The sequence below is a fragment of the Streptomyces sp. NPDC085460 genome (assembly GCF_044541975.1).
Classification (GTDB): domain Bacteria; phylum Actinomycetota; class Actinomycetes; order Streptomycetales; family Streptomycetaceae; genus Streptomyces.
In genome coordinates, this window is the sequence record NZ_JBITTO010000001.1 from 590,352 (window position 1) to 612,010 (window position 21,659).

At 75.9% G+C, this 21,659-nt stretch carries 2 protein-coding genes; both read right to left on the reverse strand.

The annotated features are described in order from the left end of the window. Window positions 1-45: 45 nt before the first annotated feature. A complete protein-coding gene (locus ACIGHB_RS02670) occupies window positions 46-7,266 on the reverse strand; it encodes an amino acid adenylation domain-containing protein (protein ID WP_399909351.1) in 7,221 nt (2,406 codons plus the stop codon). 20 nt (window positions 7,267-7,286) lie between these two features. After that, on the reverse strand, window positions 7,287-21,563 hold the full coding sequence (locus ACIGHB_RS02675) for an amino acid adenylation domain-containing protein (protein WP_399908923.1): 14,277 nt from the start codon (window positions 21,561-21,563) through the stop codon (window positions 7,287-7,289). Between the last annotated feature and the right edge of the window lie 96 nt (window positions 21,564-21,659).

Consider the following 21,659-nt stretch of genomic DNA (forward strand, 5'->3'; position numbering starts at 1 on the left):
TCCTTTTACTTAGGTAAGCCTAACCTAAGTTGTGGTGAATGTCTGTCAGTTCCGCGGGCCGGCGCCGGCCGGCCGCGCTCCGGCGGCCCGCCGGGGCGCCACCGCGCGCAGCGCCCCGTCCAGGAGCGGGCCGATCTCCGCCAGCGCCTCCGGGGCCATCAGCTCGTCATGGCCCCGGTCCAGGACGTGCTCGGTCAGCGCCCCCGACACGTACGCCGGCCACACCGCCCCCGGCAGGTCCTCCGGCGCGGTCGTGCGCGAGGCGGTGAAGAACAGCACGTCGCCGTCGAAGTGACGGGTCGTGCTGCGCGAGAGCAGCCGTACGCAGTGCACGTTGGTGTCGACGATCGCCCGCAGCAGCTCCTCGTCGAACCCGGCGAGCAGGCCCTGGCTGTCCCGGATCGCCGCGACGGCCTCCTCCCGCGTCACCCCGGCCCGGCCGGACTCCTCCGCGCCCAGGCCGGCCACCGACAGCAGGAAGCCGTTCTCCTCCCGCTCCAGCCGCTCCCGCCAGTCCGGCCCTTCCAGGTACGACCAGTCGTCCCGCTCCGGCGGATAGGCGTCGAGCAGCGCCAGGAAGGCGACCTCCTCGCCCCGCTCCCGGAGCATCGCGGCGAGCGTGTGCGCCACCGTCCCGCCGAAGGAGTAGCCCGCGAAGTGGTACGGGCCCTCCGGCTGCACCTCACGGATCGCCGCCAGGTACAGCCCGGCCAGCTCCGCCACGTCGGCGACCTCCGGCAGCTCCCCGGCCAGACCCGGCGACTGCACCGCGTACAGCGGCCGGTCCGCGTCCAGGTGCCGCAGCAGGCCCGTGTACTGCCAGCCGAACCCGGACGCCGGGTGGAAGCAGAACAGCGGCGCCTTCGTGCCCCGTTCGCGCAGCGGCAGCAGCACCCGCAGCGCGTCCCGGCGCGCGTCCGACCCGATCCGGGCCGCCACGTCCGCCACCGTCGGCGCCGACATCACCGTCGCCACCTGGACCGGCACGCCCAGTTCGTCGCGGATCCGCCCCACGAGCCGCATCGCGAGCAGCGAATGCCCGCCCAGCTCGAAGAAGTTGTCCTCCACGCCGACCCGCTCCAGGCCGAGCACGTCCGCGAAGATCCCGCAGAGCAGCTCCTCCCGGGCGTCCTTCGGCGGCCGGCCGCCGCCCGCGTCCGCGAACTCCGGGGCGGGCAGCGCCGCCCGGTCCACCTTCCCGTTCACCGTCAGCGGCAGCGCCGGGAGTGCGACGAACGCCGACGGCACCATGAACTCCGGCAGCGTCGCCGACAGCAGCGCGCGCAGCGCCGCCGTCTCCGCCTCCGGATCGGCCCGGACCACGTCCGACGCGGGCACGGTGTACGCGACGAGCCGCTTCACCCCGTTCGCCCCGGCGTGCACGACCACCGCCGCGGCGGCCACGCCGGGAGCGGCGGCGAGCGCCGACTCGATCTCGCCCAGCTCGATCCGGAAGCCCCGGATCTTCACCTGGTGGTCGGCCCGGCCCAGGTAGTCGATCTGCCCGTCCTCGCGCCAGCGCACCAGGTCGCCCGTGCGGTACATCAGGGTGCCCGGCTCGCCGAACGGGTCGGCCACGAACCGCTCCGCCGTCAGCGCCGGCCGCGCGAAGTAGCCCCGGGCCAGACCCGCGCCCGCCAGGTACAGCTCGCCCGGCACCCCGCGCGGCACCGGCCGCAGCGCGCTGTCGAGCACATAGGCACGGGTGTTGAAGATCGGCCGGCCCACGCAGGACGAGACGCTCGTCCCCACGTCGGCGCCCAGCGCGTTGATCGTGTACTCGGTGGGCCCGTACAGGTTGTAGCCCATGGTGCCCTCGGTCTCCTCCAGGAGCGTCCAGAGGGAGTCGGGCACGGCCTCGCCGCCGAGCAGGACGAGCGTGGGACGGTGCCGGTCCGCGTCCAGCAGACCCGCGTCGACCAGCTGCTGCCCGTACGACGGGGTGACGTTGACGACGTCGATGCCGACCCGGTCGTAGTGCGCCGTCAGCGCCGCCGGGTCGAGCCGCAGCTCCTCGCCGATCACGTGCACCTCGTGCCCGTCGACCAGCCAGAAGAACTCCTCCCACGACATGTCGAACGCGAACGACACCGTGTGCGCCACCCGCATCCGGCGTCCGCCCGCCAGCTTCACCGCCGGGTCGAAGATCCGCTCCCGGTGGTTGAGCAGCATGTTCACCAGCCCCGAACCCGGCACCACCACGCCCTTCGGGCGGCCGGTCGAACCCGAGGTGTAGATCAGGTACGCCGGGTGCCGGCCGTCGCGCGGCTCCGTCAGCTCCTCCTCCGCGACCGGGGCGCCGGACAGCGCCGCCAGCTCCGCGACCGTCGCCGGCGCGTCCAGGGCGAACGGCGGCACACCGTCCACGACCGGGACCCGCCCCGCCACCGCGTCCACGGTGACCAGGCACACCGGCAGCGCGTCCTCGACCATCGCGGCCAGCCGGTCCACCGGATGGTCCAGGTCCAGCGGCAGATACGCCGCCCCCGCCTTCAGGACCGCGAACAGCGCCACCACGAAGTCCGCCGAACGCGGCAGCCCCAGGGCCACCGTCCGCTCGGGGCCCGCCCCGCGCGCCATCAGCGCCCGCGCCAGCCGGTTGGCCCGCTCGTCCAGCTCCGCGTAGGTCAGCCGCTCGTCCTCGAAGACCAGCGCCGTGGCCTCCGGCGTCCGCGCCGCCTGCCGCGCGAACAGCTCCACCAGCGGCACGTCCGGCACCTCGTGCCCGGTGTCGTCGCCCAGGACCAGCAGCGCGTCCCGCTCGGCGGCCTCCAGGGTCCGCAGCCGGCCCACCGGAGTCGCCCCGCCCGCCGCGAACTGCTCCACGAGCAGCCGCAGCCGGTCCGCGAGCCGCCCGGCCGTCTCCCGGTCGTACAGGTCCGGCCGGTACGCCAGGCTCAGCTCCAGCGACCGCTCCGGGGTCACCGCGAGGGTCAGCGGGTAGTGCGTGCCGTCGACGCTGTGCGTCCAGCCGATCTGGTGCCGCTCCACCGCCTCCTCGCGCGCCGCGTCGTCCAGCGGCGTGTTCCGGAACACGTACAGCGTGTCGAAGAGCTGCCCGATCCCCGTGCCCTGCTGGATCGGACCGAGCCCCAGGTAGTGGTGGGGCAGCAGCTCCGCGTGCTCGCCCTGCATCCGGACCAGCAGGTCCCGCAGCGTCTCCGACGGACGCAGCGTCACCCGGAACGGCAGCGTGTTCATGAACATGCCGATCATCCGGTCGACGCCCGGCACGTCCTCCGGACGGCCCGAGACCGTCGCGCCGAACACCACGTCGTCCCGCCCGGTCATCCCGGACAGCGACAGCGCCCACGCCGCCGACAGGACCGTGTTCAGGGTGACGCCGCAGCCCCGCGCGAACGACCGCAGCCGGTCGCTGGTCTCCGCGCCCAGCGCGATGTCCACCACCTCGGCCGTCACCGGCTGCCGCGCCGGATCCGCCGGCGCCACCAGCGTCGCCTGGTCGAGACCCGACAGATGGGCCCGCCAGGCGGCCCGCGCCGCGTCCCGGTCGGTGCCCGCGAGCCGGCGCAGGTACTCCCGGTACGGCGTCACCGGCGGCAGCACCTCCTCGCGCCCGCCCGCCCCGTACAGCGCGAACAGCTCCTCGAAGAACAGCGACTCCGACCAGCCGTCCGTCAGGATGTGGTGCTGCGTCACACACAGCATCCAGCGGTCCTCGGCGAACTTCAGCAGCGTCACCCGCATCAGCGGCGGCGCCGCCAGGTCGAACCGGGTCGCCGCGTCCGCCAGCGAGAACTCCCGCTGCGCCTCGTCCTGCCCCGCCCGGTCGAGCGCCGTCAGGTCACGGACCTCCCACGGCAGCTCCCACTCCGCCGGCACCACCTGCACCGGACCCGGCAGGCCCTCGTGCCAGAACGCGGAGCGCAGGTTCGGGTGGCGGCGCAGCATCGCGTCGAACGCCGACCGCAGCGCCGCCGTGTCCACGGCGTGCCGCAGCTCCACGAAGTTCTGCATCAGATAGACGTCGAGCGCCCGGTCGTCGTACTGCGCGTGGAAGTACAGGCCCTCCTGGAGCGGCGCCAGCGGCAGCACCTCCTCGGCGCCCGGGAACACCCGCTCCAGCGCCGCCCGCCCGGCGTCGTCGAGGACCACCAGCGGCGCGTCCGCGTCGACCGCCGCACCGGCCTCCTTCTCCTCCGGCGTCCGGGCCACGGGCGCCAGCGCCGCGACCGTCCGCCGCTCGAACACGTCGCGCGGGGTCAGGACCAGGCCCTCCTTGCGGGCCCGGGTCACCAGCTGGATGGAGACGATGCTGTCGCCGCCCAGGGCGAAGAAGTCGTCGTCCACACCCACCGACGCCAGCCCCAGCACCTCGGCGAAGACCCGGCACAGCGCCTCCTCGCGCTCACCCGAAGGCGCCCGCGACCCCTCCGAGCCGCCGAACACCGGCGCCGGCAGCGCCGCCCGGTCCAGCTTGCCGTTCACCGTGAACGGCAGCGCGTCCAGCACCACCACCGCCGCCGGCACCATGTAGTCCGGCAGCGAGACCGCCAGCTCCTCGCGGGCCGCGACCGGATCGGCCGTCCCCGTCACATAGCCGACGAGCCGCTTCACCCCCGGCGTGTCCTCACGGACCACCACCGCCGCCGCACCGACCCCGGCGACCGCCGCCAGCGCCGACTCGACCTCGCCCAGCTCGATCCGGAAACCCCGGATCTTCACCTGGTCGTCGGCCCGGCCCAGGTACTCGATCTCCCCGTCCACCCGCAGCCGCGCCAGATCGCCCGTGCGGTACATCCGCGACCCCGGCACGCCGTACGGGTCGGCCACGAACCGCTCGGCCGTCAGCGCGAACCGGCCCAGATAGCCGCGCGCGATGCCGTGCCCGGCCAGGTACAGCTCACCGGTCGCCCCGGCCGGCACCGGCCGCAGCGCCGCGTCCAGCAGGTACGCGCGCGTGTTCCCGATCGGCCGGCCCACGACCGGAGAGGCCGAGGCCGCCAGGTCCGCCGCGAGCGCGTCCACCGTGTACTCCGTCGGCCCGTACAGGTTCACCGACATCACACCGGACGCCGCCCGCACCGCCGACCACAGCGCCTCCGGCACCGCCTCGCCGCCCAGCAGCAGCAGCGCCGGACGATGGGCGGCCGGATCCAGCAGACCCTGGTCCAGCAGGCCCAGCGCGTACGTCGGAGTGACGTCCATCGTCTCGATCCGCTGCTCCCGCACGTACGACACCACGAACTCGGCGTCCCGGCGGCCCACTTCGTCCAGGACGTGCAGCTCGTGCCCGGCGATCAGCCAGAACAGCTGCTCCCACGAGGTGTCGAAGCTGAACGACGCCGTGTGCAGGGCCCGCAGCCGCCGCCCGCCGGTCGCCTCGACCACCGGGCCGAAGACGTCCGCGATGTGGTTGGCGTACAGGTTCGACAGACCGCCGTGGGTGAGGACGACGCCCTTGGGACGCCCGGTCGAACCGGACGTGTAGATGACGTACGCCGGATGCCCGTCCGCCACGTCCGGCGAGACGAACTCCGCCGGGGCCGCGGCCAGCGCGGCGGCCGTCTCCGGCGCGTCCAGGACGAGCCGCTCCGGCCCGTCGCCGGCCTCCGGCAGCAGCTCCAGACCGCGCGCGGTGGTCACCACGCACACCGGACGGGCGTCGTCGACCATCAGCCCGAGCCGCTCCGCCGGATAGTCCAGGTCCAGCGGCAGATACGCGCCGCCCGCCCGCAGCACCGCGAGGATCGCGACGACCGTCTCCGCCGAGCGCGGCACGGCGAGCGCCACCACCGACTCGGGGCCCACGCCCCGCGCGGCCAGCAGCGACGCGAGCCGCGCGGACCGCGCGTCGACCTCCGCGAAGGTGAGCGACTGCCCGCCGCACACCACCGCGACCTCGTCCGGGGTCCGGGCCGCCCGCTCCGCGAACACGTCCGCGACGGTGCCCGCCGGCACGTCCCGCACCGTCCCCGGCCAACTGCCGCGCACCCGCTCCGCCTCCGCCTCGGGCAGCAGGGCCAGCGCCCCGACCTTCGTCCCCGGCTCCTGCGCGATCCGGTCCAGGACGTGCGCGAGCCGGTCGGCGATCAGACCGGCCCGCCGGTCGTCGAAGACGTCCGGGCGGTACTCCAGGCGCAGCAGCGCCCGCTCGTCCAGGGAGACGGCGAGGGTCAGCGGGTAGTGGGTGGCGTCCTCCGCCTCGACGCCGGTCACCCGCACCCCGGCGGCGACGGTCTCGCGCGCCGCCGGGTCCACCGGGTAGTTCTCGATGACGACGAGGGTGTCGAACAGCTCGCCCGCGTCGCTCTGCTTCCTGATGAGCCGCAGCCCCAGGTGGTGGTGGGCCAGGAGGGCGTTCTGCTCGTCGCGGAAGCGGCGCAGCAGCCCCTCGACCGTCTCCTCGTTCCGCACCGAAAGGCGGACGGGCACGGTCGTGATGAACAGGCCGAGCATCGACTCGACGCCGGGTATCTCGTCCGGACGCCCCGACACGGTCAGCCCGAACAGCACGTCCCGGCGGCCCGTCAGACCGCCGACGAGCAGCCCCCACGCGCACTGGACCAGCGTGCTCGGCGTCGTACCGAGACGGCGGGCCGCCGCCGTCAGCCGGGCGGTCGCCTCCTCCGACAGCTCCAGCGAGCGGACACCCGGCCGCACCGGCACGCGCGCCGGATCCGGGTCGGCGACCAGCGTCGCCTCCTCCACCCCGGCCAGCGCCCCCCGCCAGGCGGACTCGGCCGCCGGAGCGTCCTGCTCCTTCAGCCACTTCAGATAGGCCCGGTACGGGCGCACCGGCGGCAGCCCGGAGGCGTCCCCGTCCGCCGCGTACAGCGCGAGCAGATCACCGACGAGCAGCGGCATCGACCAGCCGTCGACCAGGATGTGGTGGACGGTGATCACCAGCCGGTGGTCGTCCTCACCCGTCCGCGCGAGCACCAGGCGCAGCAGCGGCGGCCGGTGCAGCGCGAACCGGCGGGCCAGCTCGGACCGGCGCAGACCGGCGAGCCGGTCCTCCACCGACGCCCCCGGAGCACCGGACTCCGTCAGATCGACCCGCTCCAGGCCGAAGGACACCTCCGCCGGCACGAACTGCACCGGCTGCGGCACCCCCTCGTGCCAGAAACCGGCCCGCAGGTTCGGGTGCCGGCGCAGCAGCGCCGCCGCCGCCCGCTCCAGGCGGCCGGCGTCGACGGGGCCCGCGAGCCCCACCGACACCTGCACGGTGTACACGTCCGCCGCCCCGTCGTCGTAGACGGAGTGGAACAGCATGCCCTGCTGAAGGGGGGACAGCGGCAGCATGTCCTCGATACGAGCCTGCGTCACTGCTGGGCCCTCCACATTTCTTCGAGCATGGTGATCTGGTTCTGGTCGAGGTCGAGCAGGTCGAGGTCGGACGGCGTGTGCCCGCCGGTGTCCCCGCCCGCCGCCCAGGCGGCGAGCGCGTCGAGGGCGGCCGTCCAGCCGTCCGCGAGCTGCGCGACGGTGTCCTGGGACAGGGCGTCGCCCGCCCACAGGAAGGAGGCGGCCAGCTCCGGCCCGTCCGGTCCGTGCTCCACCTCCGCGTCCACCTGGAGGGGGTACGCGAGCGGCGCGTCCGGCTCCGGGCCGACGGCGAGCGCGTCGGACTCCCCGGCCGGCCCCCAGGCCGACTCCCGGGCGGCGGTCTGCCGGCCCAGGTAGTTCCACAGGATCTCCGGCCGGTCCTCCGGGTCGAAGAGCCCGGCCGTGGCCGCGTTGGCGTACCGCAGCAGCCCGGCGCCGATCCCGCCGTCCGGGACGCCGCGGATCCGCTCCTTGATCTCCTTCAGGGCCGCCCCGGCGTCCTGCGTACCGGCCACGACCGCTCGCGCGTCGTACGCGTCGGCGGTGAGCCGCAGCGGGTACACGCTGGTCAGCCAGCCGACCGTACGGGTCAGGTCGGCGCCCTGGACGAGGTCCTGCTCCCGGCCGTGCCCCTCCAGTTCGACGGTCAGACCGTCCGCCGGCCTCCCGTGCCGGGCCGCCCAGTCGCCCACGGCGAGCGCGAGCGCGGTGAGCAGCGTGTCGTTGACCGTCCCGTGGAACGCCTGCGGCACCGTCGTCAGGAGCGGCCCGGTGCGCTCGGCCGACAGCCGCACGGTGAGCCGCCGCGCCGTCGCCACCGTGTCCCGCGCGGGGTCGAGCGGACGCTCCGTCAGAAGCCGCCCGCCGGTGACGGACTCGGCGAGCCAGCGGTCCAGCTCGGCGGTCCGCCGCGCGCTCTGCGCCTCGGCGAGCAGCCCCGCCGTCCAGGTGCGCAGCGCCGTCGGCACGGCGTCGAGGACGGGCGTCCGCCCCTCCGCCGCCGCCTCGCACGCGGCCCGCAGGTCCGGCAGCAGGATCTGCCACGACACCTCGTCCACCACCAGGTGGTGGGCGACGAGCAGCAGCCGGCCCGGTGCGCCGGGCCCGCCGTCGAAACGCACGGCCCGCACGGTCCTGCCGGACTCCGGGTCCAGCTCACCGGCGGCCCGGTCCGACTCGCGGGAGACCAGCGCCCGCAGGGCCTCCGGGTCGAGCCCGGCGGCGTCCACCGTCCGCAGCACCGAACCGGCCGTCAGCGAGCCGGCCGGGGCGATCTCGGCGCTCCACACCCCGGGCCGCGCCACGGTCAGCACCTGCCGCAGCCCGTCGTGCCGGTCCAGGACCGCCTGGAGCGCGGTCTCCAGGTCCGCGGGCCGCACCCCGGCGGGCAGCAGCACCAGACGGGCCTGGCAGAACCGCCGGTACGCGCCTCCGCGCGCCGCGAACCAGCGCGCCACCGGCGGCAGGACCAGCGGACCCGTCGCCTGTTCGGCCGGTCGCTCGGGGGCCGTGCCCGCCGGGGCGGCGGGCGCGGCGACGGCGGCCAGGCCGGCCGGCGTCGGATGCTGGAACACCTGCCGGGCCGTCACCGTGAACCCCGCCTTGCGGGCCTCGCTGACGTACCGGATGGAGACGATGCTGTCGCCGCCCAGCTCGAAGAAGTTCTCCTCGGGACCCACCTCGGGCAGCCCCAGGACCTCGGCCATCAGCCGCGCGAGCAGCCCGGCCGGGGTCTCGCCGGCCGCCGCAGGGGCGGTCGGCGGGACGGCTCGGCGCGGCTCCGGCGGGGCGGGCAGGGCGCGCCGGTCGAGCTTGCCGTTGGGGGAGAGCGGCACGGCGGGGATCTCCACGAACACGCCCGGGACCATGTACTCCGGGAGCCGCGCCGCCGCGTGCGCCCGCAGCGCCTCCGGGTCGAGCGGTCCTTCGCCGGCCGGGACGGCGTAGGCGACGAGCCGCTGGACGCCGGGCCGGTCCTCGCGGACGAGGGTGACGGCGTGGGCCACTGCGGGGGCGCTGGTGAGCACGGCGTCGATTTCGCCGAGTTCGATGCGCAGGCCGCGGAGTTTGACCTGGTCGTCGGTGCGGCCGAGGTACTGGAGGCGGCCGTCGGGGTGGCGGACGACGAGGTCGCCGGTGCGGTACATGCGGGTGCCGGCGGGGCCGTGGGGGTCGGCGACGAATCGTTCCGCTGTGAGGTCGGGGCGGGTGAGGTAGCCGCGGGCGAGCTGGATTCCGGCGAGGTAGAGCTCGCCGGGGACGCCGACGGGGACGGGCTGGAGGCGTCCGTCGAGGACGTGGACGCGGGTGTTCCAGACCGGGGAGCCGATGGAGGCGGAGGCGGTCGTGGCGCCCGGCAGGGCGGTGGCGGCGGTGACGTCGACGGCGGCCTCGGTGGGTCCGTACAGGTTCTCCAGGGCGACCGCGCGGCCTCCGGCGGAGGCGTGGAACCGGTCCACGAGTTCCGTCGGCAGGGCCTCGCCGCTGCACACCACGAGCCGCAGCCCCGGGCACTCCGCGACCTCCACCGCCGCGACGAACGCGGCCAGCATCGACGGCACGAAGTGCAGCACGCTGACGCGCTGTTCGCGGATCAGCTCGGCCAGGTACTCCGGGTCCTTGTGGCCGTCCGGCCGCGCGACGACCAGCGGCACGCCCTGGGCGAGCGGCCAGAACAGCTCCCACACGGAGACGTCGAACGTGGTCGGCGTCTTCTGGAGGACACGGTCGCCGGCGGTGAGCCCGTACGCGCCCTGCATCCACTGGAGGCGGTTGACGATGGCCTCGTGCTCGACCATCACGCCCTTGGGGCGCCCCGTGGAGCCGGAGGTGAAGATCACGTACGCCGGGTGGCGGGGCAGCAGCGGCGCCCGCCGGTCCGCGTCCGTCACCTTCTGGGGGTCCGCGCCCGCCCACTCCGCCGCCACGGCGGCCGAGTCGAGCACGATCCGCTCCGCCGCGAGCCCCGCCGGAAGGTCCGGAGCCGAGGCCGCGTCGGTGAGGACGGCGACCGGCCGGGCGGTCGCGCACATGTGGGTGAGGCGGTCGGCGGGCAGGGTGAGGTCGAGCGGCAGGTAGGCGCCACCGGCCCTGACCACGGCGTGGAGGGCGACGAGCAGGTCGAGCGAGCGGGGCAGCGCCACGGCGACGACCGACTCGGGTCCCACGCCCCGGTCGATCAGCAGCCGGGCGAGGCGGTTGACGGCCGCCTCGAAGTCCGTACGGGACAGCTCCTCGCCCTCGAAGACCAGGGCCGGGCCGTGGGCCTTCCCGGCGCCGGCCGCCACCAGGTCCGCCAGGGTGCGGGGACCGTCGACGGCCCGCCCGGTCGCGTTCCACCCCTCCAGCGCACGCCGCTCCTCCCCGTCCCTCAGGTCGAGGGCGGAGACCGGGGCGGACGGGTCGGCCGCCACGGCGTCCAGGAGCCGGACGAGCCGCTCCACGAGCCGCTCGGCGCCCGGCCGGCCGAAGAGGTCGGTCGCGTACCGCAGGCCGCCCTCGATCCGCCCGTCCGCCTCCGAGCCGCCGAAGGCGAACTCCAGGTCGACCTTCGACCCGCCGATCTCGACCGGCAGCTCACGGGCCGCCACGCCGAACAGCGAGTCCACCTCGGTGGACACCGAGTGGTACGTCACCATCGCCTGGAACAGCGGGTTGCGGGCCTGCGAGCGGGCCGCGCCCACCGCCTCCGCCACCGCTTCGAGCGGCAGGTCGGCGTGGGCGAAGCCCGCGAGCCCGGTGTCCCGCACCCGGTCGACGAGCTCGGCGAACGTCGGCTCGCCCGACAGGTCCGCGCGCAGCACGAGCGTGTTCAGGAAGAAGCCCACGAGCCCGTCGAGCTGCTCGTCGCCGCGCCCGGAGACCGGGGCGCCGAGGGGGATGTCGTCGCCGGCGCCGAGCCGGTGGAGCAGGGCCGCGACGGCCGCGTGCACCACCATGAACATCGTCGCGCCCGAGGCGCGGGCGATCCGGGCGAGCCCGGCGCCCGTCGCGGCGGACACGCCGAACGGGACCACGTCGCCGCCGTGCGTCGGGGCCGCCGGACGCGGGGTGTCGGTGAACAGGCCCCACTCCTCCGGGACCCCGGCCAGCGCCTCCCGCCAGTAGGCGGCCTGACGCGCGGCCACGGAGCCCGACTCGGCCTCGTCGCCCAGGAGTTCCCGCTGCCAGAGGGCGTAGTCGGCGTACTGGACGGGGAGTTCGGGGAAGTCGGGGGCACGGCCCGCGGCGCGGGCCGCGTAGGCGGCGTCCAGGTCGGCGAGGAGCGGTCCGGTGGACCACTCGTCGGTCGCGATGTGGTGCAGCAGCACCACCAGCACGTGCGCGTCGTCGGACGAGCTGAGCAGCGTCACCCGCACCGGGATCTCCCGGGCCAGGTCGAAGACGTACCGGGAGACGGCCTCCGCCTCGGCGGCCAGTTCCCCGTCGCCGACGCGGCGCGCCGAGAACGGCACCGGCACCTCACCCGGCGCCAGGATCCGCTGGTACGGCTCCCCGTCGGCCTCCGCGAACACGGTCCGCAGCACCTCGTGCCGCGCCACCACGTCCGCCACGGCGGCCCGTACGGCCTCCGCGTCCACGGCCCCGTCCAGGCGCACGGCGAAGGGCACGTTGTACGCGGTCCCCGGCCCCCGGACGCTGTCGAACAGCCACAACCGGCGCTGCGCGTACGACAGCGGCAGCCGCTCGGGCCGCGCGGCGACCGGGACGAGCGCGGGCCGGGCGGAGCCCGTCCGCTCGGCGAGCCGGGCGGCGAGCGCCGCGACCGTCCGCGCCTCGAACACGTCCCGTACGGAGCACTCCACGCCCAGCGCGGTCCGCATCCGGCTCGCGGCGCGGGCGGCGAGCAGGGAGTGGCCGCCGAGGTCGAAGAAGTCGTCCTCGACACCGGCCGTGTCCACACCGAGCACGGCCGTGACGATCCCGAGCAGGAGGGTCTCTCGCGCGTCCCTCGGCGCCCGCGAGGGCCCGGCGACGGCGTCCGGCGGCGCGGGCAGGGCGCGCCGGTCGAGCTTGCCGTTGGGGGAGAGCGGCACGGCCGGGATCTTCACGAACACGCCCGGGACCATGTACTCCGGCAGGCGGGAGGCCGCGTGGGCGCGCACCGCGTCCACGGGGACCGGCCCGTCGCCGGCGCCGACGACGTACGCCACGAGCCGCTGGACACCCGGCCGGTCCTCGCGGACCAGCGTCACCGCGTGGGCCACGCCGGGAGCCCCGGAGAGCACGGCGTCGATCTCGCCGAGTTCGATGCGCAGGCCGCGGAGCTTGACCTGGTCGTCGGTGCGGCCGAGGTACTGGAGGCGGCCGTCCGCGTGCCGGACGACGAGGTCGCCGGTGCGGTACATGCGGGTGCCGGCGGGGCCGTGGGGGTCGGCGACGAATCGTTCCGCTGTGAGGTCGGGGCGGGTGAGGTAGCCGCGGGCGAGCTGGATTCCGGCGAGGTAGAGCTCGCCGGGGACGCCGACGGGGACGGGCTGGAGGCGTCCGTCGAGGACGTGGACGCGGGTGTTCCAGACCGGGGAGCCGATGGAGGCGGAGGCGGTCGTGGCGCCCGGCAGGGCCGAGGCGGCGGTGACGTCGACGGCTGCTTCGGTGGGTCCGTACAGGTTCTCCAGGGCGACCGTTCGATCCCCGGCGGAGGCGTGGAACCGGTCGACGAGCTCCGTCGGCAGGGCCTCGCCGCTGCACACCACGAGCCGCAAGCTCGGGCACTCCGCCACGTCCGCCGAGTCCAGGAACGCCTGGAGCATCGACGGCACGAAGTGCAGGACGCTGACGCGCTGTTCGCGGATCAGACCGGCCAGGTACTCGGGGTCCTTGTGGCCGTCCGGCCGGGCGATGACCAGGGGCACGCCGTGGGTGAGCGGCCAGAACAGCTCCCAGACGGAGACGTCGAAGGTGGTCGGCGTCTTCTGGAGGACCCGGTCGGCCGAGGTCAGCCGGTAGGTGCCCTGCATCCACTGGAGGCGGTTGACGATGGCCTCGTGCTCGACCATCACGCCCTTGGGGCGTCCGGTGGAGCCGGAGGTGAAGATGACGTACGCCGGGTGGCGGGGCAGCAGCGGCGCCCGCCGGTCCGTGTCCGTGATCTCGGTGTCCGCGAGGGCGTCCAGCTCCGCGCGCACCTCGGGCGCGTCCAGGACCACCGGCTCGGCCTCCACGCCGGCCGGCAGCGCGCCGAGCGACGGAAGGTCCGTCAGGACGCACAGCGGACGCGCGGTGTCCGTCATGTGGGTGAGGCGGTCGGCGGGCAGGGTGAGGTCGAGCGGCAGGTAGGCGCCACCGGCCCTGACCACGGCGTGCAGGGCGACGAGCAGGTCGAGCGAGCGGGGCAGGGCCACGGCGACGACCGTCTCCGGTCCCACGCCCCGGTCGATCAGCAGCCGGGCGAGGCGGTTGACGGCCGCCTCGAAGTCCGTACGGGACAGCTCCTCGCCCTCGAAGACCAGGGCCGGGCCGTGGGCCTTCCCGGCGCCGGCCGCCACCAGGTCCGCGAGGGTGCGGGGACCGTCGACGGCCCGCCCGGTCGCGTTCCACCCCTCCAGGGCGCGCCGCTCGTCGTCACCCATCAGGGCCGCCGAGGAGACGGGCGCGTCGGGCGCGGCCGCCACGGCGTCGAGCAGGCGGACGAGCCGTTCCGTCAGGCGCTCGGCGCCCGCGCGCTCGAACAGGTCGGTCGCGTACCGCACTCCGCAGGTCATGCCGGCGCCGCCGGTGCCGCCGGTGCCCTCCGCTCCGTTCGCGCGCCGGAAAAGGATCTCCAGGTCGAACTTGGCCGCGCCGCCCCGTACCGGGAACTCCTCGGCGTCCGTGCCGAGCAGCCGGGAGAGGTCCGGGCCGCCGCCCTCGTACGCCACCATCGTCTGGAACAACGGGTGGCGGGCGAGCGAGCGGGCCGGCGCCACCGCCTCCACGACGGCGTCGAAGGGCAGGTCGGCGTGGTCGAGGACGGCGAGGCCGGCCGTACGGGCCCGGTGCAGCAGCTCCGTGAAGGACGGGTCGCCGGACAGGTCGGTGCGCAGCACGGCCGTGTTGACGAAGAAGCCCACGAGGCCGTCGAGGGCGCTGTCGCCGCGTCCGGCGACCGGGGTGCCGAGGGGGATGTCGTCGCCGGCGCCGAGCCGGTGGAGCAGGGCCGCGACGGCCGCGTGCACCACCATGAACATCGTCGCGCCCGAGTCCGCCGCCAGCCGGTCGAGGCGGGCGACGAGCTCGGCGGGGAGGGCGGCCGTGACCGTGTCGCCCCGGTGGGTCGGGACGGCGGGCCGGGGCCGGTCGGTGGGCAGCGTCAGCTCCTCCGGGAGCCCCGCCAGGGTGTCGCTCCAGAAGGCGGACTGGCGGGCGGCGAGGGAGGCGGCGTCCGCCGGGTCGCCGAGGAGTTCGCGCTGCCAGAGGGCGTAGTCGGCGTACTGGACGGGGAGTTCGGGGAAGTCGGGGGCGCGGCCCGCGAGGCGGGCCGTGTAGGCGGTGTCCAGGTCGGTGAGGAACGGGCCGGTGGACCATTCGTCCGTCGCGATGTGGTGCAGCAGCACCACCAGGACGTGGGTGCCGTCGCCCGCGCCGAACAGCGTGACCCGCAGGGGGAGTTCGGCTTCCAGGCCGAGGGGCTCCGCGACCGCCGCCTCGACCGCGTCCGCCAGGGCCTCGGGGGCCACCTCGCGGACCGCGAAGGGGACTTCGGCCCGGTCGGGCGCCAGGATCCGCTGGTACGGCTCGCCTTCCGCCTCCGCGTACACGGTCCGCAGGACCTCGTGGCGGGCCAGCAGGTCCCCGAACGCGGCGCGCAGGGCGTCCTCGTCCGGACGCTGCCGCAGCCGCAGGGCCAGGGGGACCGTGTAGGTGGAGCTCGCGCCGTCCATGCCGTACTGGAACCAGAGCCGCCGCTGGGCGTACGAGAGCGGCAGCCGCTCGGGCCGGGAAGCTGCCGGGGCGAGGGCGGGGCGTGCGGAGGCGGTGCGCTCCGCGAGCCGGGCGGCGAGCGCCGCGACCGTCCGCGCCTCGAACACGTCCCGTACGGCGCAGGCGCGGCCCGCCGCCCGCACCCGGGCCACCAGGCGCGTCGCGAGCAGGGAGTGGCCGCCGAGGGCGAAGAAGTCGTCCTCGGCTCCGACCGAGGCAAGGCCCAGGACCTCCGCGAACGCCTCCGCGAGCCGTTCCTCGGCCTCGCCGCGCGGCGCCCGCGACGGCGCGGCGGCCGTCACGGCGGGCGCGGGCAGCGCGGCCCGGTCCAGCTTGCCGTTGACGTTCACCGGCAGGACGTCCAGGGCGACGACCGCCGCCGGGACCATGTACTCCGGCAGGCGGGAGGCGACCTCGCGGCGCACCGCGTCCGGGTCGGCGCCGCCGGTCACGTACGCCACCAGACGCGGCACGCCGGGGACGTCCTCGCGGACCAGCACGGCCGCCGAGGCGACGCCCTCACAGGCCGTCAGCTCGGCCTCGATCTCGCCGAGTTCGACACGGAAGCCGCGGATCTTCACCTGGTCGTCGGCGCGGCCCAGGAACTCGATCAGCCCGTCGGCACGGCGGCGCGCCAGGTCGCCCGTGCGGTACATGCGGGAGCCGGCGGGACCGTACGGGTCCGCGACGAACCGCTCCGAGGTGAGCACGGAACGGCCCAGGTAGCCGCGGGCGTTCTGGACGCCCGCGAGGTACAGCTCGCCGGGGACGCCGGGCGGCACCGGCCGCAGCCGGGCGTCCAGGACGTGCGCCCGGGTGTTGTCGAGGGGACGGCCCACCACCGGGGTCGGGCAGTCGGTGACCCGGGCGACCAGGGCGTCCACCGTGAACTCGGTGGGGCCGTAGTAGTTCACCGTCTCCACGCCGGGCACCGCGCGCAGCTCCGTCCACAGCGCGGGCGGCACGGCCTCGCCGCCGAGCAGGAACAGCGGCGGCCGGTGCGCGCCCGTGAGCAGGCCAGCGTCGAGCAGGTGGCGGCCGTACGACGGGGTGACGTCGAGCGCGTCGATCCGCGCCTCCCGCACGTGGGCGACGACGGCGTCGGCGTCGCGGCGCCCGTACTCGTCGAGGACGTGCAGCTCGTGGCCGGCGATCAGCCACAGCAGCTGTTCCCACGAGGAGTCGAAGGAGAACGAGGCCGTGTGCAGGGCCCGCACGCGGCGCCCGAGCCGCTCGGCGACCGGGCGGTACAGCTGCCGCTCGTGGTCCCGGTACAGGTTCGTCAGACCGGCGTGGTGCAGGCCGACGCCCTTGGGGCGGCCGGTGGAGCCCGAGGTGTAGATGACGTACGCCAGGTCGTCGGGACCGGGGGCGGCGGGCGCCTCGCCCTCCGCCGCCGCGAGCCGGTCCCGTACCGCCGGGTCGTCCAGGACGAGCCGGGTCGCGCCGGGCGTCTCCGGGACCCGGTCGTCCACGGCCCGGGTGGTGACGACGCAGACCGGCGCGGCGTCGTCCAGCATGTACGCCAGGCGCTCCTCCGGGTGGTCCAGGTCGAGCGGCAGGTAGGCGCCGCCGGCCTTCAGGACGGCGAAGGCGGCGACGACGGACTCGGCCGAGCGGGGCACGGCGAGCGCCACGACGGCGTCGGGTCCCGCGCCCTCCCCGGCGAGGAGCAGGGCGAGCCGGGTGACGCGCTCGTCCAGCTCGGCGAAGGTGAGCCGCAGGTCGCCGCAGACCAGGGCGGTGGCGTCCGGGGTCTCCCGGACGCGCTCGGCCAGGATCTCCACGACGGTGGCGGCGGGGTGGTCGACGGCGGTGTCGTTCCACCGCTCCAGGAGCGTCCGCTCCTCCCCGGAGCGCAGCTCGTACGCGGAGACCGGGGTGTCGGGGGCCGCGACGGCCTGCTCCAGGAGGCGCAGCAGCCGGGTGGCGAGCGCGTCGGCGGTGGCCGCGTCGAAGAGGGCGGACGAGGAGAAGACCTCCAGGTCGAGCTCGTCGCCGTGGGCGCTGTCGGAGAAGGTGATGTCGAGGTCGAACTTGGTGACGCCCGGGTCGGTGCGGTCCACGGAGGCGTCCAGGCCGAACAGGGCGCGCACGTCCTGGGTGACGGTGCTGTGCGACACCATGGTCTGGAAGAGCGGGTGCCGGGTGAGGGAGCGCTCCGGGTTGACCGCCTCCACGACCGCGTCGAACGGGAGGTCGGCGTGGTCGAGCGCGGCCAGGTCGGTGGCGCGCACCCGCTCCAGGAGGGTGGCGAACGTCGGGTCGCCGGACAGGTCGGCGCGCAGCACCACGGTGTTGACGAAGAAGCCGACGAGGCCGTCGAGCGCCGGGTCGGAGCGGCCGGCGACCGGGCTGCCGAGCGGGATGTCGTCGCCGGCGCCGAGGCGGTGGAGCAGGGTGGCGACGGCCGCGTGGACGACCATGAAGACGCTGGTGCCGGAGTCGCGGGCCAGCCTGCGGATGCCGGTGGCGAGGGCGGCGGGCACCGCGTGGTGGGTCATGCGGCCCGCGTTGTCGGGCTCGGCGGGGCGCGGCCGGTCGGTGGGCGCGGTGGCCTCGGCCGGCAGACCGGCGAGCGCCTCGCACCAGTGGGCGGCCTGCCGGGCGGCCGGGGACGCGGGGTCGGCCGGGTCGCCGAGGGCCGCGCGCTGCCAGAGCGCGAAGTCGGCGTACTGCACCGGCAGCGGGGCGAACTCGGGTGCCTCGCCGCGGAGTCGGGCCGCGTAGGCGTGTTCGAGGTCGTGGAGGAACGGGCCCATCGACCACTCGTCGCTCGCGATGTGGTGCAGCAGCACGACCAGGGCGTCGGCGCCCCGCTCGGTGTCGCGGACCAGGGTGACCCGCACCGGTGCCTCGGCCGACAGGTCGAAGAGGTGGCCGAGGGCCGCCGCCACCGCCGCGTCCACGCGGTCCGGGGCGGTCTCCGCCAGGCGCAGCCGCACCCCGGCGCCCGCCGGGTCGAGGATCCGCTGGTACGGCTCGCCGCCGCGCTCGCCGAAGACGGTGCGCAGCGCCTCGTGCCGGGCCACCACGTCGCCGAGGGCCGCGTCCAGGGCGGTCGGGTCGAGGAGGGTGCCGAAGCGGGCGACGAACGGGATGTTGTAGGTGGCGCTGGGGCCTTCGAGCTGGTGCAGGAACCACAGCCGGTGCTGGGCGTCGGAGAGCGGCAGGACCTCGGGCCGCCGCCCGGCGGTGAGCGCGGGGCGGGGGCCGGTCGCGGTGCGGGCGGCGAGCCGCTCGGCGAGCGAGGCGGGGGTGCGGGCCTCGAAGACGTCCCGCACGCCGCAGTCGGCGCCGAGGGCGGCGCGCAGCCGTGCCGCCACGCGGGCGGCGAGCAGCGAGTGGCCGCCGAGGTCGAAGAAGTCGTCGCCGGGGCCGACCGAGGCCAGCTCCAGGACGTCGGCGTAGGCGCCGGCGACGATCTCCTCACGGGCGTCGCGCGGGGTCCGGCCGGTGGTCGTCGTGAGGCCGGCCAGGTCCGGGGCGGGCAGGGCGCGCCGGTCGACCTTGCCGTTGGCGGTGAGCGGGAAGGCGTCCAGGACCACCACGGCGGACGGCACCATGTGGGCGGGCAGCCGCTCGCCGACCGCCGCGCGCAGTCCGGCCGGGTCGGGGGCGGAGCCGCCCGTGCCAGTGACGTAGCCGACCAGGAGCGGGGAGCCGGGGATGTCCTCGCGGACCACGACCACCGCGCGGTCGACCTCCGGACGGTCCGTCAGGGCTGTTTCGATCTCGCCGAGTTCGATGCGGAAGCCGCGGACCTTCACCTGGTCGTCGGCGCGGCCGAGGAAGTCGATGACGCCGTCGGGCCGGCGGCGCACGAGGTCGCCGGTGCGGTACATGCGGGAGCCGGCGGGGCCGTACGGGTCGGCGACGAACCGCTCGGAGGTGAGGGCCGGGCGGCCGAGGTAGCCGCGGGCCAGCTGCTCGCCCGACAGGTACAGCTCGCCGGGGCGGCCGTGCGGGACGGGGCGGAGCGCGGAGTCGAGGACGTGGGCGCGGGTGTTCCAGAACGGCAGGCCGATGTCCGGGGTGCCGGTGTGTTCGGGGGAGAGGACGGAGGAGGTGGCCCAGACGGTCACCTCGGTCGGCCCGTACACGTTGGTGACGGAGGCTGCCGTGCGGGCGAGGCGTTCGGCGAGGGCGGCGGGCAGGGCCTCGCCGCCGACGAGGACCTTGGTACGGGCGAGGGCGCGCGGGGCGCCCTCCTCCAGCAGGGCGTGCCACAGCGACGGCGTCGCCTGCATGACGGCCGGGCGGTGGGCCTCGACGAGGGCGGCGAGGGCCGCCGGGTCGCGGACCGTGTCGCGGTCGGCGAGGACGACCGCCGCGCCGCTGATCAGCGGCACGTGGAGCTCCAGGGCCGCGATGTCGAAGGAGACGGTGGTGACGGCGACGAGCCGGTCGCCGGGCGCCATGGCCAGCTCGTGGGCCTGCATGCGCAGGAAGTTGGCGAGCGCGGAGTGGGGGATCACCACGCCCTTGGGGCGCCCGGTGGAGCCGGAGGTGTGGATGACGTACGCCGGGTGGGCGCCGTCCGGGGCCGGAAGGGGCGCGGACGGTCCGTCGGCGAGGTCGGCGAGGTCGGCGAGCGCGGACAGGGCGTCGGGGGAGTCCAGGACGAGGGTGTCGGTGCCGGGCACGTCGGGGGCGTCCGGCGCGGCGGCGAGGGTGGTGAGGACGCAGACGGGGCGGGCGTCGCGGACCATGAACTCCAGGCGCTCGGCCGGGTATTCGAGGTCGAGCGGCAGATAGGCGCCGCCCGCCCTGAGGACGGCGAGCAGGGCGACGACGAGGTCGGCGCCGCGCGGCAGGGCGATGCCGACGAACCGCTCGGGGCCGACGCCGCGCGCGGCGAGCAGCCGGGCCAGCCGGTCGACCCGGGCGTCGAGTTCGGCGTACGTGAGTTCCTCGGCGCCCGCGACGAGGGCGAGGGCCTCGGGGTGCTCCCGTACGCGGGCGGCGAAGGCGTCGGCGACGGTGCCGGGCGGGATCGCGCGGGTGGTGGCGGCGGCCTGCTCGGCGAGCGCGCGCAGGGCGCCGGTGTCGAGGAGGTCGGGGCGGCCCACGGGGGTGTCGTGGGCGGCTCCGGCGGCTTCGGTGAGGAAGCGGACGAACTCGGCGCAGCGGGCGTCCAGGCCCTCGGCGTCGTAGGCGCGCGGGTTGGCGTCGAGCTCGAAGGCGATCCGGCCCGCGGCGGCGTCGTGGCGGACGGCGAGGGTGAGGTCGTCGACCGGTCCGGCGGCCACGTTGTGCACGGTGCCGGGGGCGCCGGCGAAGTCGAGGGCGTTGTCGAACGCCTTGACGTTGACCATCGGGCCGAGCGGGCCCCGGTCGCGGCCGACGAGGCCGAGGTCGCGGCGGATGTCCTCGGCGCGGTAGCGCTGGTGGCGGCGCAGGTCCCGGACGCCGGCGGCGACCTCGGCGACGAGTCCGGCCAGGGGGAGGTCGGGGCGGACCGCGACCCGCAGCGGCAGCACGTTGACGACCATGGCCGGCACGGAGAGGGCGGCCGAGCCGAGGCGGGCCATCGCGGGCAGCGACAGCAGGACGTCCCGGCTGCCGGTCGAGCGGTGGAGGAAGGCGGCGAAGGCGGCGGTCACGACGTCCGCCCAGGTGGCCTTCGCGGCGCGGGCGAGGGCGAGCACCCCGGCGGTGGCCTCGGGGGAGAGGGCGGCCTCGGCGCGCAGGAAGCCGGGGGCGGCGGGGAAGGAGGCGCCGGCCAGGGGCTCGTGGTCGCCGAGGTCCGCGAGCCGGTCCAGCCAGTGGGCGCGGTCGGCGGCGTACCGCTCGTCGTCGCGGTAGGCGGCCTCCTCCTCGACGACGGCGGAGAGCGGTCCGAACGGCGACGGGGCGGGCTCCTCGCCGCGCGCGAGCGCCGTGTAGACCTCGGCGGCACGGCGGGAGAGCAGGGAGAAGCCGTAGGCGTCCAGCGCGATGTGGTGGACGCGCTGGTACCAGAGCGTGCGGTCGGGGGCGACCCGGTGGAGGGCGAACGCGAACAGCGGGGCGGCGGCCGGGTCGGCGGGGGTGGCCATGTCGGCGCGCATCCGGGCGAGCGCGGCGGCCTCCGGGTCCGGTTCGCCCCGGTGGTCCACGACCGTGACGACGGGGCCGTCCGGGGGCGCGTCGGCGAGGATCTGGACGGGCTGTCCGTGCTCGTCCTCCTCGAAGCGGACGGTGAGGGCCTCGCACTCCCCGACGACCCGGCGCAGGGCCGTGGCGAAGAGGTCCGGGTCGAGCGTCCCGTCGACGGCGACGTACTGGCCGACGTTGTAGACCGGGGAGTCGGGGTCGAGCCGCTGGCCGTACCAGACTCCGGTCTGGGCCCCGGTCAGGGCGAGGCGTCGCTGGGCACGCTCGGTCATGGATCTTGCTCCAGGGTTCACCCGCGGCGGCAGGGGGGCCGGCCGCGGGACGGGACGGAGAGGGGGTGTGGGGGAGGGCGGGGCGGCACCGGCGGG